General features: G+C 71.2%; 17 protein-coding genes. 10 read left to right on the top strand and 7 right to left on the bottom strand.

The genetic code is table 11. The annotated features are described in order from the left end of the window. The first annotated feature begins 140 nt into the window (after window positions 1-140). From tolQ to folP, 9 genes are all read left to right on the top strand, one after another. Window positions 141-863, top strand: coding sequence for a protein TolQ (tolQ, locus tag HLA95_RS15345; RefSeq protein WP_191061929.1), 723 nt, complete (start codon window positions 141-143; stop codon window positions 861-863). A gap of 65 nt (window positions 864-928) precedes the next feature. Further along, a complete protein-coding gene (tolR, locus tag HLA95_RS15340; protein WP_222183757.1) occupies window positions 929-1,333 on the top strand; it encodes a protein TolR in 405 nt (134 codons plus the stop codon). Between the two features lie 29 nt (window positions 1,334-1,362). Next, window positions 1,363-2,391, top strand: a complete 1,029-nt coding sequence (tolA, locus tag HLA95_RS15335; protein WP_222183756.1) for a cell envelope integrity protein TolA — start codon at window positions 1,363-1,365, stop codon at window positions 2,389-2,391. A 45-nt stretch (window positions 2,392-2,436) separates the two neighbouring features. Continuing rightward, window positions 2,437-3,813 carry a Tol-Pal system beta propeller repeat protein TolB gene (tolB, locus tag HLA95_RS15330; RefSeq protein WP_223861710.1) on the top strand — a complete coding sequence of 459 codons (1,377 nt, stop codon included), beginning with the start codon at window positions 2,437-2,439 and terminating at the stop codon, window positions 3,811-3,813. A 105-nt stretch (window positions 3,814-3,918) separates the two neighbouring features. Beyond that, on the top strand, window positions 3,919-4,422 hold the full coding sequence (pal, locus tag HLA95_RS15325) for a peptidoglycan-associated lipoprotein Pal (RefSeq protein ID WP_191061668.1): 504 nt from the start codon (window positions 3,919-3,921) through the stop codon (window positions 4,420-4,422). Window positions 4,423-4,497: 75 nt separating this feature from the next. Beyond that, window positions 4,498-5,319, top strand: coding sequence for a tetratricopeptide repeat protein (locus HLA95_RS15320; protein WP_222183754.1), 822 nt, complete (start codon window positions 4,498-4,500; stop codon window positions 5,317-5,319). 40 nt (window positions 5,320-5,359) lie between these two features. Next, on the top strand, window positions 5,360-6,358 hold the full coding sequence (gene tilS, locus HLA95_RS15315) for a tRNA lysidine(34) synthetase TilS (RefSeq protein WP_222183753.1): 999 nt from the start codon (window positions 5,360-5,362) through the stop codon (window positions 6,356-6,358). Window positions 6,359-6,464: 106 nt separating this feature from the next. Continuing rightward, on the top strand, window positions 6,465-8,411 hold the full coding sequence (gene ftsH, locus HLA95_RS15310; protein WP_222183752.1) for an ATP-dependent zinc metalloprotease FtsH: 1,947 nt from the start codon (window positions 6,465-6,467) through the stop codon (window positions 8,409-8,411). A 65-nt stretch (window positions 8,412-8,476) separates the two neighbouring features. Further along, the gene (gene folP, locus HLA95_RS15305; protein WP_222183751.1) at window positions 8,477-9,508 is read left to right on the top strand and encodes a dihydropteroate synthase; all 1,032 of its coding nucleotides are present in this window, start codon (window positions 8,477-8,479) and stop codon (window positions 9,506-9,508) included. 23 nt (window positions 9,509-9,531) lie between these two features. On the opposite strand, the gene HLA95_RS15300 is transcribed toward folP, so the two are convergent. From HLA95_RS15300 to HLA95_RS15290, 3 genes are all read right to left on the bottom strand, one after another. Further along, window positions 9,532-10,155 carry a hypothetical protein gene (locus HLA95_RS15300; protein WP_191062381.1) on the bottom strand — a complete coding sequence of 208 codons (624 nt, stop codon included), beginning with the start codon at window positions 10,153-10,155 and terminating at the stop codon, window positions 9,532-9,534. A gap of 150 nt (window positions 10,156-10,305) precedes the next feature. Further along, on the bottom strand, window positions 10,306-10,707 hold the full coding sequence (locus HLA95_RS15295) for an EVE domain-containing protein (protein WP_191062380.1): 402 nt from the start codon (window positions 10,705-10,707) through the stop codon (window positions 10,306-10,308). A gap of 8 nt (window positions 10,708-10,715) precedes the next feature. Continuing rightward, window positions 10,716-11,003, bottom strand: coding sequence for a YciI family protein (locus HLA95_RS15290; protein ID WP_191062379.1), 288 nt, complete (start codon window positions 11,001-11,003; stop codon window positions 10,716-10,718). Between HLA95_RS15290 and yddG the strand changes: the two genes are divergently transcribed. Further along, complete coding sequence (gene yddG, locus HLA95_RS15285; RefSeq protein WP_222183750.1) at window positions 11,002-11,964, top strand: aromatic amino acid exporter YddG; 963 nt, start codon at window positions 11,002-11,004, stop codon at window positions 11,962-11,964. The two genes, HLA95_RS15290 and yddG, sit on opposite strands and share 2 nt — an antisense overlap. Before the next feature lie 5 nt (window positions 11,965-11,969). Here yddG and HLA95_RS15280 read toward each other — a convergent pair whose 3' ends face one another. Genes HLA95_RS15280 through HLA95_RS15265 form a run of 4 tightly spaced genes read right to left on the bottom strand, consistent with a single transcriptional unit; the run spans window position 11,970 to window position 16,450 of the window. Continuing rightward, window positions 11,970-12,572, bottom strand: coding sequence for a glutathione S-transferase family protein (locus HLA95_RS15280; RefSeq protein ID WP_222183749.1), 603 nt, complete (start codon window positions 12,570-12,572; stop codon window positions 11,970-11,972). 46 nt (window positions 12,573-12,618) lie between these two features. Further along, window positions 12,619-13,071 carry a YqaA family protein gene (locus HLA95_RS15275; RefSeq protein WP_223861773.1) on the bottom strand — a complete coding sequence of 151 codons (453 nt, stop codon included), beginning with the start codon at window positions 13,069-13,071 and terminating at the stop codon, window positions 12,619-12,621. 52 nt (window positions 13,072-13,123) lie between these two features. Further along, window positions 13,124-13,750 (bottom strand): LolA family protein, encoded by a 627-nt coding sequence (locus HLA95_RS15270; RefSeq protein ID WP_191062045.1) that lies wholly within the window; start codon window positions 13,748-13,750, stop codon window positions 13,124-13,126. Between the two features lie 24 nt (window positions 13,751-13,774). Beyond that, window positions 13,775-16,450: a DNA translocase FtsK gene (locus tag HLA95_RS15265; protein ID WP_222183748.1), complete on the bottom strand. Its 2,676-nt coding sequence runs from the start codon at window positions 16,448-16,450 to the stop codon at window positions 13,775-13,777.

Raw genomic sequence — 16,450 nt, 5'->3', positions numbered from 1 at the left:
TGACACCACATCGTGCGTATGGTGCAGGTGCAGACGGAGAAAGTCAGTCGGCTTCATTGTCTTAGCTGAAGTTCCTGACCTCCTTTCCATCTTGCCGCAACGGCGGCCGCGCCCGCGCTTCGGCCTGGATCACCAGAACCATGGATCCCAATCTCGTCACCGCCGCTCCGCTCGCGACGCCGGAGGCCGCGATGTCCGTGTGGTCGCTGGTCATGCAGGCCGACCTGGTGGTGAAGTCGGTGATGCTGATCCTGGCACTCGCCTCCTTGTGGTGCTGGGCGGTGATCTTCGAGAAGGTCTGGCGGCTGGCCGCGCTCAAGCGACGCACCTCCGGGTTCGAGCGGGCGTTCTGGTCCGGCGCACCGCTGGAGGAACTCTACCGCAGGTTGGCCAAGCGGCCGGATCATCCCATGGCGATGATGTTCGCGACCGCGATGGAGGAGTGGCGCGAGGCCCCGCGTGGCGCACTGCGCGACGGCGGCAGCCACCTGCTCGACCGGATCGGCCGGGTGATGCGCCTGGCCATGGACCGCGAGCTGGTGGCGCTCGAGCGCAGCGTGCCCTCACTGGCGACCATCGGCTCGGTAGCACCGTTCCTGGGCCTGTTCGGCACGGTCTGGGGCATCATGAACAGCTTCACCGCGATCGCCGTCTCGAAGAACACCACGCTCACCGTGGTGGCACCCGGTATCGCCGAGGCCCTGTTCGCCACCGCGGTGGGGCTAGCCGCGGCGATCCCGGCCGTGGTCGCCTACAACAAGCTGTCCGGCGAGATCGACCGCTATGCCGAGCGCCTGGAGAGCTTCGGCGAGGAGTTCCAGGTCGTGCTGGCGCGGGAGATCGAGGCGAGCGGGGCCGCCTGAGCATGGCCGGGACCTCGTTCAACCCGGCAGGGTCGGGACGCCGGGGCCGGCGGCGGCGCCGGCAGATGTCCGAGCCGAACGTCACGCCGCTGGTCGACGTGATGCTGGTGCTGCTGATCGTGTTCATGGTGGCTGCCCCGCTGCTCACCGTGGGCGTGGCGGTGGACCTGCCTGAGACGGCGAGCTCGCCCCTGCCGGGCCAGGACGAGCCGCTGGCGGTGACGGTGGGCCCTGACGGCAAGGTCTATCTGCAGGACAGCGAGATCACCGTGGCGCAGCTCGGCCCCCGCCTCCAGGCGATCACCCAGCGCAATGCCGAGGCCCGGATCTTCGTGCGCGGCGACCAGGCGGTGAACTATGGCCAGGTCATGGCGGTGATGGGGGCGATCCATTCGGCGGGCTTCACCAAGGTGGCGCTCTTGACCCAGACACCGGACGAGACCGGCCCGCTCGCTGGCGGCGACACGTGACCGGCAGCCAGGCTGGCGGGTGAGGGGAGATGCGCAAGTACCTGCTCGCCTCGGCCGGCTTCCATGCCCTAATCGCCGGACTGCTCTGGTTCGGCCTGCCGGAATGGGGACAGCCCCTGCCCGAGGATGGCGGCGTGGCGGTCGAGCTGGTGAGCGAGGCGCCGGACCTGCCGCCGCGCCCGCAGCCGGCCGCCCAGGCGCCGATCCCCGAACGCAAGGCCGCCTCGCGCCAGGCACAGGCGACCGAGGAGAAGCCGAAGGAGCCGCCCAAGGCGCCGCCGGCACCCCCGCCGCCACCGCCACCGCCGGCACCACCCCCACCGGCACCGCCGCCCCCGGCGCCGCCACCACCGCCGCCACCTCCTCCGCCTCCGGCACCCGCACCGGAGGTGAAGCCGGCGCCGGCCGAAACCCCGCTGCCCGAGCCGAAGCCGCCGGCGCCGCCACCGCCGCCGCCACCTCCACCACCGCCCCCGCCCCCGCCGGCAGCACCGCCGCCTGCCCCGCCGCCGCCCGCTCCGCCGGCCGCGGCGCCGGCACCGCCCAAGGCCAAGCCCAAGCCGGCCGAGCAGGCGCCGGCCCCGGAGAAGCCACCGGCACCGGCGCAGCCCGAGGACGACTTCGCGGCACTGCTCAAGAGCGTGGAGAACCTGGACAAGCGGGTGAACGCGCCGGAGAAGCGGGACGGGCGCGGCCAGGTGGCCGCGGACCAGCCGGCACGCTCGAACCAAACGGGCACCTCGGTCGCACGGCTGGGGGCCGCAGGGCTGGGCGCCATGGTCCGGGAGCAGATCCAGCCCTGCTGGAACATCCCGGTGGCGGCGCAGGGCCTGTCCGGCATGGTGGTCCCGGTCAATATCCGGATGGCGCCGGACGGCACGGTGCAGAGCGTCGCACCGGTGGATGTCGGCCGGATGGGGTCGGACCCGGTCTATCGTGCGGTGGCGGAGAGCGCGGTGCGGGCGACCCGCGCCTGCTCGCCGCTCAAGCTGCCGCGCGAGAACTATGAAGACTGGCGTGACATCATCATGAATTTCCGCCCCGACCAGATGGGTTGAGCCTGAGTGGCTGACCTTTGAGTCGGCAGGGAGGTTGGTCTCGTGATGCAGTTTCTCGATCCGCGACGTGACGAGCCGGTGCGCATCCGGCCCCTGCCAGGCCTGATGCAGATCGGCCGGCGCGGCCTGCTGGGTGCGGGTGCCGCCGGCCTCCTGCTTGGTGCCGGCGGCAAGGCGTTCGGCCAGCTCGCGGTCGACATCACCCAGGGCGTGGTCGAGCCGATCCCGATCGCGATCAGCCCGTTCGCGGCCGGCGGTGGCCAGTCGGCGACGCTGGCCGGCCAGATCCCCGACGTGATCTCGGCCAACCTGGACGGCTCCGGCCTGTTCCGCACCATCGACCGGCAGGCCTATATCCAGGGGCCCGAGGAGCTGCGCGGCCTGCCGCGCTTTGCCGACTGGCGGCAGATCAACGCCCAGGCGCTGGTGAGCGGCGTGGTGGAGGAGACGCCGGCCGGGATCGGGGTCGAGTTCCGCCTGTGGGACGTGCTGGGCGGCCAGCAGATGACCGGCCTGCGCATCGATGCGCCGGCCGCCTCCTGGCGGCGCATCGCGCACCGCATCTCGGACGCGATCTACGAGCGGATCACCGGCGAGAAGGGCTATTTCGACACGCGCATCGTCTATGTCAGCGAGACCGGCCCCAAGGCCAAGCGGATCACCCGCATCGCACTGATGGACCAGGACGGCGCGAACCATCGCTTCCTGACCGACGGGCGTGAGCTCACCTTCGGCCCGCGCTTCTCGCCGGACGGCCGGCGGGTCGCCTACCTGCTCTACCGGGGCATGCGGCCCAGGGTCTACATGCGCGACATCGAGGGCGGCCGCGAGCAGGTGCTGATCGACACGCCCGGGATGAACTTCGCGCCGCGCTTCTCGCCGGATGGGCAGACGGCACTGGTCACCGTCAACGAGGACGGCGACTTCAACATCGTGGCGGTCGACCTCGCCACCCGGCAGCAGCGCCGGATCACCAGCGGTGGCGGCATCTCCACCTCGCCCTCCTTCTCCCCGGACGGGCGCCGGATCGTGTTCAACAGCGACCGCTCAGGAAGGCCGCATCTGTTCGTGACCGGCGCCCAGGGCGGCCCGGCGGAGCGGATCTCCTATGGCGACGGCCAGTATGGCAGCCCGGCCTGGTCGCCGCGCGGCGACCTGATCGCGTTCGTCAACATCAAGCAGCGAAGTTTCCATATCGGTGTGATGCGCCCCAATGGTAGTGACGAGCGGCTGATCACGCGCAGTTGGCAGGACGAGGCGCCGACCTGGGCGCCCAATGGCCGTGTCGTCATCTTTCAGCGGACCGAGCGTGATGGAACAACCAAGCGCCTCTATGCGATCGATGTCTCCGGATACAATGAACGGCTGGTGCCGACACCTCTGGATGCTTCAGATCCCGATTGGTCCGGCTTGCTTCCTTAATCAATTGACAGTAGAAGATCCGGTATGGTCGCAGTCACGGCGCTGGCCGTGATTCGTCCGTGCGCCATGAACTGTCGCGGCGCCAAGTCGTCTTGGGAACTACCGATGAAGCTCTCTCTCCTCTCGGTCGCTGCGACAGCGCTGCTGCTCGCGGCCTGCAGCTCGACCCCGTCCTCGGATGAGGCCGCCGGTGCCGGCGGCCTGACCACCAGCGACACCTCCTCGCTGACCAGCGGCCCGGTGGCCGGCAGCCAGGCCGACCTGGAGCAGAATGTCGGCGACCGGGTCTATTTCGGCTTCGACAGCACGACCCTGGACGAGACCGCCAGGTCCACCCTGCAGCGCCAGGCGACTTGGCTGCAGCAGTTCCCCTCGGTCTCGGCGACGGTCGAGGGCCATACCGACGAGCGCGGCACCCGCGAGTACAACCTGGCGCTCGGCGAGCGGCGCGCCTCGGCCGCGGCCCGCTATCTGTCCAGCCTGGGCGTGCCGGAGAGCCGGCTGATGACCATCTCCTACGGCAAGGACCGCCCGGCCGATCCCGGCAGCTCCGAGGAGGCCTGGGCGTTGAACCGCCGAGCGGTTACGGTGATCAACGCCACCAACTGACCGTGGCAGGGGTGCCGGCGCTGCCGGCCGCGGCACCCCGCTTCGACCCGCCGGCGCCATGGGGAAAGGATGCGGGTGGCTGCATCGAGGCTGATCCTGCTGCTGGTGCTGTTCCTGTCGGTCTGGTCGGGCACGGCGCTGGCCCAGTCGGCCGACAGCCGGCTGATCGCCGACCTGGAGGCACGGATCCTCCGGCTGGAGGAGGAAGTCCGCCAGCTCCGCGGGCGGGCCGAGGACGCCGAATACCAGGCGCGGGCGGCTGCGGAGCGGATGGACCGGCTGGTAGCCGACATCGACGCGCGCCTGCGCGGCGTGGAGCCGGGCCCGGGCGCGGCGGCACCGGATGGCGGTGGCGTCGTCCAGCCGGTGCCCCAGCCCGTCCCCCCGGTCGCGGCCCCTTCGCCCAGCCAGCCGGGCGTGCTCGGCACCCTTCCGGACGACGCGCTGGCCGGGCTGCCGGCCCCGCCGCCCGAGCCGCCGGCACTCGACGGCTCGGCTGCCGTGGCGGGCTCGCCGCGCGACCGCTTCGATGCCGGCATGGCCAGGGTCAAGGCCGGCGACTGGAGCGGGGCGGAGGCGGCGTTCGCCTCGGTGGTCGCCGGCGCCCCGGACGATCCGCTGGCACCCAATGCCGCCTACTGGCAGGCCGAGACCTATTATGCCCGCCAGCAATGGCCGCAGGCGGCCGCGAGCTTCGCCCGCAATGTCAGCACCTATGGCGATGACGCGGTCCGGGCACCCGACAATGTCCTCAAGCTCGGCATGTCGCTGGCGCGCATGGGCGACCGGCAGAAGGCCTGCGCCACCTTCGCCGAGTTCGAACGCCGCTATCCCAGAGCACCGGTGGCGCTGAAGCAGATGGCCGGCCGCGAGAAGAGCAACGCCGGCTGCGCCTGATCAGCCGCCCCGCCTGGACGGTAAGGCGTTCGCGGCGGCGATGGCCGGGATCGGCCCGTTCGAGCCGCGCCCCAGGATCGGCGTCGCCCTGTCGGGTGGAGGGGACAGCGTCTGCCTGACCCTCCTGGCGCGCGACTGGACGGCGGCCCAGGGCGGCGAGCTCCGGGCCTTCCTGGTGGATCACCGGCTGCGTGCCGATTCCGCGGCCGAGGCGGCCCTTACCGCAGAACGCATGGCGGCCCGGGGCGTGGGGGTCACGGTGCTGCGGTGGGATCACGGGGCCGTCGACAGCCGGATCCAGGAACGCGCCCGCCAGGCCCGCTATGCGCTGCTGGAGGAGGCCGTGGCCGGCTGGGGCGGCCTGCACCTGCTGCTGGGCCATCATGCCGACGACCAGGCGGAGACCGTGGCAATGCGCCGCGCCCGCGGCAGCGGCGGGGTCGGCCTGAGCGGCATGGCGGCGATCGTGGAGCGGCCGCAGCTCCGCCTGCTCCGCCCGCTCCTGGCCTGGCCCAAGCGCAGCTTGCTGGGTTGGCTCGCCCATGCCGGGGCCGCCTGGGCCGAGGATCCCAGCAATGCCGACCCGCGCTTTGCCCGCGCCCGGCTGCGGGCCCAGGATGCCGCATCCGGCCAGGCACCGGACCCGTCGGTCCGCCAGGCGCGCGCGGCCGAGGCCGCCCTGTTCCTGGCGCGCCATGCCGAGCCCGACCCGGACCGCCGCCTCCGCTTCCCGCGTGCCGCCTTCCGCGCCCTGCCGGCCGATACCGCCTGTCATCTGCTGGGCACGGTGCTGGTGGCCCTGGCGGAGCGGGCCTATCCGCCGCGTGCCCGCTCGCTCGCCCGGCTGCAGGCGGCCCTGGCAGGGCCGGACGACGGTGCCATGACGCTGGGTGGCTGCCTGGTACGGTTTGGCCAGCGCTGGGTCCGGCTCCGATCGGAGCAGGAGCTGCCCCTGCCGTGGCGGCCACCCGTGCCGCTGGCGCCGGCACCGTTCGCCGCAGCCGCGGGCCCGCCACCATCCGGTGCGGGACCGTACTGAGCGTGGATCTTGCTTCACTCGCCAGCTCACTTATGTTCAGCCTACTCGCGGTGTTCTGCCACGCTCGGGAAGGCAGGACGTTCCGCACCGCACGAGGCACGGCTACGTGAACAATTTCAGCAAGAACTTGGCGCTCTGGGTCATCATCGGCCTGCTGCTGATCGCGCTGTTCAACCTGTTCCAGAGTCCCAGCACGCGCGGGACCAGCTCCAACCTGGCGTTCTCCGACTTCCTGACCGAGGTCGAGGGCGGGCGGGTCGCGGAAGTGACCATCCAGGGCGAGCAGATCACGGGGCGGACCAGCAGCGGGACCAGCTTCCAGACCTACACGCCGAACGATCCGGCCCTGGTGGACCGGCTGACCGAGCACGGCGTGCGCATCACCGCCATGCCGGTGGACGACAACGTACCGTCGCTCCTGGGCGTGCTGGTCTCCTGGTTCCCGATGCTGCTGCTCATCGGCGTCTGGGTGTTCTTCATGCGCCAGATGCAGGCCGGCGGCGGCAAGGCCATGGGCTTCGGCAAGTCGCGCGCGCGCATGCTCACCGAGAAGCATGGCCGCGTGACCTTCCAGGACGTGGCCGGCATCGACGAAGCCAAGGAGGAGCTCCAGGAAATCGTGGAGTTCCTGAAGAACCCGCAGAAGTTCACCTCGGTGGGCGGCCGGATCCCCAAGGGCTGCCTGCTGGTGGGCCCGCCCGGCACCGGCAAGACGCTCCTGGCGCGCGCCATCGCCGGCGAGGCGAACGTGCCGTTCTTCACCATCTCCGGCTCCGACTTCGTCGAGATGTTCGTGGGTGTGGGTGCGTCCCGCGTCCGCGACATGTTCGAGCAGGCCAAGAAGCATGCGCCCTGCATCGTGTTCATCGACGAGATCGACGCGGTCGGCCGCCATCGCGGTGCGGGCCTGGGCGGCGGCAACGACGAGCGCGAGCAGACCCTCAACCAGCTCCTGGTCGAGATGGACGGGTTCGAGGGCAATGACGGCGTGATCCTGATCGCCGCCACCAACCGGCCGGACGTGCTCGACCCGGCCCTGCTGCGGCCTGGCCGGTTCGACCGGCAGATCGTGGTGCCGAACCCCGACGTGATGGGCCGCGAGAAGATCCTGAACGTCCACATCAAGAAGGTGCGGACCTCGCCGGACATCGACGCGCGCACCATTGCCCGCGGCACGCCCGGCTTCTCTGGCGCCGACCTCGCCAACCTCGTCAACGAGGCCGCCCTGCTGGCTGCCCGGGTCGGCAAGCGCCTGGTCACCATGACCGAGTTCGAGCAGGCCAAGGACAAGGTCATGATGGGGGCGGAGCGCCGCTCGCTCGTCATGTCCGAGGACGAGAAGAAGCTCACCGCCTATCACGAGGCGGGCCATGCCGTGGTCGGCTTCTTCTCGCCGGCCTCCGACCCGATCCACAAGGCGACCATCATCCCGCGAGGTCGGGCACTCGGCATGGTCGTGCGCCTGCCCGAGGGCGACCGTCTGTCGGTCACCCGCGAGAAGCTGGAGGCCGACATCGCCGTGGCCATGGGCGGCCGGGTCGCCGAGGAACTGATCTTCGGCCACGACAAGGTGACCGCGGGTGCGTCCTCGGACATCGAGCAGGCCACCAAGATCGCGCGGCACATGGTCACCCAGTGGGGCATGAGCGAGAAGCTGGGCCCGGTCGGCTATGCCGAGAACCAGCAGGAAGTGTTCCTGGGCCACCAGCTCCACCAGACCAAGAGCGTGTCGGAAGCGACCGCGCAGACGATCGACAGCGAGATCCGGGCGCTGGTCGACCGCGGCTACCAGCGGGCGCATGCCCTGCTGACCGAGAAGATCGACAAGCTGCATTCCTTCGCCCAGGCGCTGCTCGAGTACGAGACGCTGACCGGCGAGGAGATCACGGCGGTGATGCGCGGCGAGCCGATGCCCACGCCCAAGCGCTGGGGCGACGACACGCCGCCGACCTCGGCACCCACCAACCATGGCGGCGGCCGGCGCTCCTCCGTGCCGACCACCCGGCCCTCGGACGGCCCGGGCGGCGTGGAGCCCTCGCCGGGCCCGGCCTGAGCCAGCCGGACAGCTACCACTCAAGGGGACAGAGGGAGCCGGCGACGGCTCCCTTTGCATATGGGATGACCGCTCGAACCTATCTGGAGCCGCTCTGCCTCCTGTCGGGGCCGGCCGCGGCCGCTGCCATCGCCGAGGGCAGCGGGCTGCCGTTCGGCGCCGACCGGGCTTTCCTCCATGCCCGCCTGTTCCGGCGCGACGGGGACGCGGTGACGGAGCAACTGGTGGCGGCCCCGGCCCTGCATGGCCGTGCAGAGCTGGCCCCGGCGCTGGTGGGCCTGGCGGCACCGGTCGGGCCCTTGCGCATCATGGGGATCGTCAACGTCACGCCGGACAGTTTCTCCGATGGCGGGCGGTGGTTCGACGAGGAGCAGGCGATCGCCCACGGGCTGAGCCTCGCCGAGGCCGGGGCGGACATGCTGGACGTGGGCGGCGAGAGCACCCGGCCCGGATCCCTGCCCGTGCCGGTCGAGGAGGAGATCCGGCGGGTCGTGGGCGTGGTGAAGGCCCTGGCCGATCGCGGGTTGACCGTCTCGATCGACACGCGCAACGCGGCCACCATGGCGGCGGCGCTCGCCGCCGGTGCTGCGATCGTCAACGACGTGACGGCGCTGCGCCACGATCCCGACGCGATGCGGGTGGTGGCCGATGCGGGCTGCCCGGTCGTGCTGATGCACAGCCAGGGCGAGCCCCAGACCATGCAGGTCGACCCGCGCTACCGGCGCGCCTGCCTCGACGTGTTCGACCATCTGGCCGAGCGGGTGGCGGCCTGCCTGGACGCGGGCATAGCCAAGGCGCGGATCATCCTCGACCCGGGCCTGGGCTTCGGCAAGCTCGCCGCCCACAGCCTGGACGTGCTCCAGCACCTGGCCTTGCTGCGCACGCTGGGCTGCCCGGTCCTGCTGGGTGCCTCGCGCAAGAGCATGATCGCCAAGGTCAGCGCCCAGAAGGACCTGCCGCCGGCCGACCGCCTGCCGGGCTCGCTGGCATTGGCGCAGGCCGGCGTGGCGCGCGGGGCCAGCATCGTGCGGGTGCATGACGTGGCCGAGACCCGCCAGGCCCTGGCCCTGGCGGAGGCGGTCGATACGGCAGCCTGATCGGAAAGGTCGGGGGTGCGGTACTAGTCGGGCCTGGGGTGGAAGTCGGTCTGCCGCTGCAGCTTCTCCTGGAGGAAGCTGCCTTCGCCCACGACCACCTCACCGGCGGCAACGCGCAGGTCGCGGGCGGTGCCCTGGCCCTTGAGCACGCCGCCGCGCAGGTCCGGGTCGGGCTCGGCGAAGGACCGCCCGTCGCCCAGCTCGCAGCCATCCACGGTGATGCCGCCCAGCACCTGGCTGCCGGAGCCCAGCCGGCTCAGGCCGAACACCGCGACCCCGCCGACATAGCGCCCGCCATCGCCGATCCGGATCTCGGCGTCCGGCCGGTTGGTGCGCGCCACGAAGCCGCCCTCGCCGAACTGGTTGCCATGGCCGATCCGGATCGGGCCGGTGGCCGCGATGATCACCGTGCCCGTGCAGAACCGGTTGCGGTCACCGATGGTGAGTGGTGCCCCGGCCCTGGCTTCCAGCACCACCGAGGGGTGGAACAGGTTGCCGGTGCCGATCGTGACGAAGCGGGAGATCAGCACCGAGAAGGGGTCGGGGACGATGTTGCCGCCCTCGATCAGCCGGACGGTGTCGCGCACGCTCAGATAGCCCCCGGCGGTGCGGGCACGGTCGATCAGGGTCAGCAGATCCTCGTTCATCACCGGCTCCTTCATCCCGTGGGCGGGGATCGGCCGGATCGCCGCCAGGGCGCCAGCGAGACACGCCGAGCGAGATCCGGGTGATCCGGGTAGATGGTGGGCGCTGGCAGGGGCGGGATCAATCCATGCCGGTGCCGCGGCGGCTTCCGGTCAGCCGCCGCCCAGCTCCAGGATCTTCTGCCAGTGGCTGTCCTCGACCGGCATCACCGAGAGCCGCGACTGCCGGATCAGTGCGATGCCGGCCAGGGCCGGCTCCGCCTTGATCGCGGCCAGCGGCACCTCCCTGGCCAGCGGGCGCAGCGGCTTGACGCGGACCAGGCACCAGAGCGGGTGGTCCGGGTCGGGATACCAGGTGCGGGACACGGTCATGATGCCGAGCACGGCCGGCTGCACCACCGAACGGTAGAAGAACACTTCCTCGCCCAATGCCATGCTGCGCATGTTGCGGGCGGCCTGGTGGTTGCGCACGCCGCCCCACTCGGTCTCGCCGTCCGCGACCAGCCGGTCCCAGCTATAGTCCCCGGGCTCGGTCTTCATCAGCCAGTGCGCCATGGACGGGCTCAGCCGATCCAGTCGCCCACCGCCGGCCGGTAGGGTGTCACGGTGAACGAGGCGAACACGCCTTCCTTGGTGAACGGATCGTCCTTGGCGAACGCTTCGGCTGCGGCCCGGTCGGGCGCCTCGATCACCAACATGCTGCCGATCGGGTCGCCCTTCTCGTCCAGGATGGCGCCGCCGACCTTGATCATGTCCTGCTTGCCCTGCAGATAGGCCAGATGCGTCGGCCGGATCTCGAGCCGGCGGGACAGGGCGCCCGGCTTGTCTTCGGCGCGGATGATGAAGAGCATGTCGATCTCCGAGACGGGTCCTTGCCCGCGGACCATTGGCACGGCCGGGCCCGGCCGTCACCCCGACACGGTGGCGGACGGAGCGGCGAGCCGCCGGGCCGGCACGCTGGTCGGCCTGGGCGCCATCCTGCTCTGGGCGACACTGGCGCCCCTGGGCGTGGCGGTGGGCGGGGTGCCGCCCTTCCTCCTGACCGGAGCCGCCTTCCTGATCGGCGGGCTGTTCCTGCTCCTGGCCCTGCCGCTGCGCGGCCGGCCGCTCGCCGCGGGCTTTCGCGCGAGCCCGGTCGCCTGGGCGATCGGGGTGGGCGGCTTCTTCGGCTACCACGCGGTCTATTTCAGCGCGCTGCAACTGCTCCCGCCGGTCGACGCGCTGCTGGTGATCAATCTCTGGCCGCTCCTGATCGTGCTGTTCTCGGCCCTGCTGCCGGGCGAGCGGCTCCTGCCGCGCCACCTGGTGGGCGCGTTGCTGGGCCTGGCCGGCACCAGCCTGATCGTGCTGGGGCGGGGCGAACTGGGGGGAGGGGGCAGCCTGGGCGGCTGGGCCTGTGCCGGGGCAGCCGCACTGATCTGGTCCGGCTACTCGATCCTGAACCGGCGCTTTGCCGCCGGCACCCCGTCCGAGGCGGTGGTGGGCTTCTGCCTGGTCACGGCCCTGCTCTCGCTGGCCACCGGGCTGCTGGTCGAGCCGCCCGCCCTGCCGGCGGGCTGGGGCTGGCCGGCCCTGCTCCTGCTGGGGCTGGGGCCGGTGGGCCTGGCCTTCCTGCTCTGGGACCGCGGCACCAAGACCGGCGACATCCGGATCCTGGGGGCAGCCGCCTATGCCGGGCCGCTGATCGGCACGCTCCTGCTCCTGCTCATGGGCAGGGCCCAGCCGTCCTGGCGGCTGCTGCTCGCCGCGGTGCTGATCGTGGGCGGCTCGCTCCTGGCCTCGGGCGACCTCTTGCGCCGCCCGAGGGCCTGACGAGTTCAGCCGGCGGGCCTGGTCGCGACGAAGCTCGGCCGACGCTCCATCTCCTCATGCCAGGCAGCGAGCTTCGGCGCCCCGTCGCGCCAGGTGATGCCGGGGTGGCGAATGTCCAGATAGGTGAGCGCCACGGCGAGTGCGATCGCATCCAGCCGGGCGCCGCTGCCGAACGAAGCGAGGTCCGCCTCGGCCGCGGCCACGGCGCGCAGGTTCAGGTCGCGCTGCTTGTCGATGAAGGCCTGGGAGCGCTCGCCGTCCGGGCGGATACTTTCCTGGCGGGCTGCCACCGCCGCCGTCATCATCCCGTCGGCCAGCGCTGCCCGGGTGAGCACGCCGAAACGCTCGGCACCGTCCGGGACCAGGCTCGGGCCCTGGCCCAGACTGTCCAGATAGGCGCAGATCACCGGGCTGTCGTAGATGGCGGTGCCGTCGTCCAGCAGCAGGGTCGGCACCTTGGCCAGCGGGTTCTTCGCCACCACCAGCGGGTCCTGGAACAGGGCCGTCGGCACGGTGGGCGCGGTGATGGCGAGGTCCAGCCCCTTTTCCAGGGCGACGATGTGGGCCTTGCGGCCGAACGGGCTCAGGCCGAGGGTGATCAACTGCATGAAGCGCCTCCAGGGATCCGGCGGGCGAGATGCCACGCCGCAGGGCTCAGTTGAAGAGCTCGTCCACGCCCAGGAAGTCGCCGCCGCCCAGCACCATCGCATAGCGCAGGCCCTTGGCGATCCCGACCAGGATGATGAAGGGGACGAGATGGACCCGCAGCGTGCCGGCCGCGATCGAGAGCGCGTCGCCGACACCGGGCAGCCAGGTCAGGAGCAGGGCAGGCTTGCCCCATTTGTTGAACCAGCCCTGGGCCTTCGCCAGCTTCTCCGGGCCCACCGGGAACCATTTGCGATCCTGGAAGCGCAGGATGGCGGTGCCCATCCACCAGGAGACCACGGAGCCCGCGATGTTGCCGATCGTGGCCACGGTCCAGATCGCCCAGAGGCCGATGCCCTGGGTCATCAGGCCCAGCATCACGACCTCCGAGCTGCCGGGCAGGATGGTGGCCGAGGTGAAGGCGCTGAGAAACAGCCCGGCCAGAAGCACCAGTTCGCTCACGAGGTCATTCTCCGCAGCCGCCAGGAAGCGGCGGCGGTCAGGTCAGGTCCGATCAGTCGAGTTCCGGATAGCCGAACATCTGGGGGTCGCGCCAGACGAACCGGTCCGGATCGATGCGCTGGTTGATCTGGACGTCGGACAGGGTGACCACGGTGCGGGTGCCGCCCGGGTCCAGGACCGTCCAGCGGCGCAGCTCTACCGGCTTTTCGGCGAACACGAGCTGCACCGAGCCCTGGTCCTCGGCACCCTTGCGGAACGCCTCGATCACGATCTCGCCGCCGGCGGCCGCCACGTCGCGGACCAGCACCTCCTGGCCGAAATTCGGGTTCTCCGAGAGGAGGAAGCCGATCGGGGTCTGGGCGACGGGGATGTAGTTCACCTGCTTGGTCTTGGCGTCATAGAAGACCAGCCGCCAGTCGGTGGTGACCAGCAGGATCTGGGCCGGCGGGTCGTACTGCATCCGCATCTGGCCAGGCCGCTTGATCCAGAGCCGGCCAGTGCTGAGCGCGCCGTCGGGTGCCACCTGCACGAAGGTGGCGGTGAGCGTCTCCAGGCCCTGCATCCACTCGGTGACGCGGTCGACTAGGGCCTGCTGCCGGCTGGACAGGGCGGCCCTCGCCAGGCCGGGGAGGGTGGCGCCCACCAGCAGCGTCGAAAGAAGCAGACGGCGTGAGGTCAAGTTTCGTCCTTCCGCGAGGGCCGGTCAGAAGTCGGTCGGCTCGTCACCATCCACCCCGCCGCGCCCCATCAAGACCTGGCGGCGCCCGACATGGTCGGCCGGACTGATCAGGCGATCCTGCTCCATCCGCTCGATCAGCTTGGCCGCCGTGTTGTAGCCGATGTTCAGCTTGCGCTGCAGGTAAGATGTGGAGGCCTTGCCGTCCCGGGCAACGACCTTCACCGCTTCCTGATACATCGCATCGCCGCCGGCCTCGCCACCGCCGAACATGGCGCCCGGGCCGGCACCATCGCCGCCGGCACCGCCCGCCTCGTCGCCGCCGGCCTCGTCGGTGACCGCATCGACATAGTCGGGCTCGCCCTGGGTCTTCAGATGCTTCACCACCCGGGCCACGTCGTCGTCGGTCACCAGGGGGCCGTGGATGCGCATGATCCGGTCGCCCGGCATCATGAACAGCATGTCGCCCTGGCCGAGCAGTTGCTCGGCCCCCGGCTCGCCCAGGATGGTGCGGCTGTCGATCTTGGAGGACACCCGGAAGCTGATCCGGGACGGCAGGTTGGCCTTGATCACGCCGGTGAGCACGTCGACCGAGGGGCGCTGGGTGGCGACGATCAGGTGGATGCCGGCGGCACGGGCCTTTTGCGAGAGGCGCTGGATCGCGTTCTCGATCTCCTTGCCGGCGGTGAGCATCAGGTCGGCGACCTCGTCGACGATCACCACGATCAGCGGCAGCGCCTTCATCTCGATCGGCTGGTCCTCGAACACCGGCGAGCCGGTGTTCGGGTCGAAGCCGGTGCGCACCCGGCGGCTGAGCTGCTCGCCCTGCGCCTTGGCCGCCTCGATCCGGCGGTTGAAGGCGAAGATGTCGCGCACGCCCAGGTGCGACATCAGCCGGTAGCGCTCGTCCATCTGCCGGACGACCCATTTCAGCGCCACCACCGCCTTGCCGGGCTCGGTCACGACCGGGGCCAGGAGATGCGGGATGTGGTCGTAGACCGACAGCTCGATCACCTTGGGGTCGATCATGATGATCCGGCACTGCGTGGGGGTCAGCCGGTAGAGCAGCGACAGGATCATGCCGTTGATCGCGACCGACTTGCCCGCGCCGGTGGTGCCCGCGATCAAAAGATGCGGCATCCGCGCCAGGTCGACCATGATCGGCTTGCCCGAGATGTCCTTGCCCAGCGCCAGGGCCAGGCGGGCCGAGGTCTCGGTGAACTGCGGGCTGTCCAGCAGCTCCTTCAGGTAGACGGTCTCGCGCACGTCGTTGGGCAGCTCGACGCCGATCACGTTGCGCCCGGGCACGGTGGCGACGCGCACCGACAACGCGCACAAGCTACGCGCGATGTCGTCGGCGAGGCTGATCACCCGGGCGGCGCGCGTGCCGGGGGCGGGCTCCAGCTCGTAGAGCGTCACCACCGGGCCGGGCTTGGCATCCGTGATCTCGCCGCGCACGCCGAAATCGTCCAGCACGGTCTCGAGCTGGCGGCTGGTCTCGTGCAGCTTTTCCCGGGTGATCCCGGCCCCGGGCTTCTGCCTGGGCGGGGTCAGGTATTCCAGGTCCGGCAGCTCGAAATCCTCGTCGGCCGGGGATTGCAGCCGCGGTTGGGACGGGCGGGGCGGGGCAGGCGGCGCGCTGCGCGGCGGTGCCGGGGGAGTGGCCGGCCGTTCCGGCTCGCGTCGCAACGCACGGGCCGGTGGTGCCGGCTCCGGCTCAAACCCGTCGTCCGCGGCGTCGTCGAACTCCTCCGCGTCGAACTCCTCCTCGACGGGCGGGGCGGCTACGGCCGGCCGCTGCCGGTCCTCGCGCACCGGGGCCGGGGCGGGCCGGGGACGCCGGGGCGGCTGCTGTTCCAGCTCCTCCGGCTCGTCGGGCAATGGCGCTACCCGCCGGACCGCCGGGCGGCGCGGGCGGACCACGGTCTCGGGTTTGTTTCGTCGCCACAATTGCATGGCCCGTCCAGCCAGGGCGGCGGCCTGCTGGCGCAGCGGTGCCGCCAGCCGGGCCAGCATGCCGGGGCCTTCCGGCTCGTCGTCATCGGCCAGGGCGACGCGGCGCCGCGGCCGCTCGGGTTCGTTTCGCAAACCGGTGGAGCCGGCGCTGCGGCCGGCCCGGCCGCCGCTCGCCAGCCCGAGCAGGGTCCAGCCGCCCTCCACGATCTGCACGCCGAAGGCGAGCAGGCCCGTGACGAGCGTCACGATCACGGCGATCCAGCCGTAAAGGGCGCCGCCCAGGCCCGGCTGCAGGTTCTCGTAGAGGAACCGGCCGACGAAGCCGCCGAGCCCCACCCGCAGCGGCCAGCTCGCCGCATCGGGCTGGGGTTGGGTGGCGAGAAAGGCGCAGAAGCCCAGAAGCGCCAGCGGCAGGGCGGTGGCGGCCAGCCAGGCGCCGCGGAACGGCTTGTCGGCGATCAGCCGGATGCCCCAGGCGGCGAACACCAGGATCGGCAGCCAGATCGCCACGCCGAACAATTGGAGCATCAGGTCGGCGGTATAGGCGCCGAACAGGTCGAGCGGGTTGACCGGGGCGGCCGTGGTGGCGGTGTTGAACGAAGGGTCGGCGGGATCGAAGCCCCAGACCGCGATGGCGAGCAGTGCCGCCAAGCCCAGCCAGAAGATGCCCAGCACCAGGCGTCGCGCGGTGGCGAGCAGGCTGGCGAACGGGCGTTCCTGATCCAGCCGTCCCAGCATCGCGGCCAT

Source organism: Geminicoccus harenae, assembly GCF_019800005.1.
GTDB lineage: Bacteria > Pseudomonadota > Alphaproteobacteria > Geminicoccales > Geminicoccaceae > Geminicoccus > Geminicoccus harenae.
The sequence above is the reverse complement of the archived record's forward strand: the minus strand, read 5'-3'. Positions and strand labels throughout refer to the sequence as shown.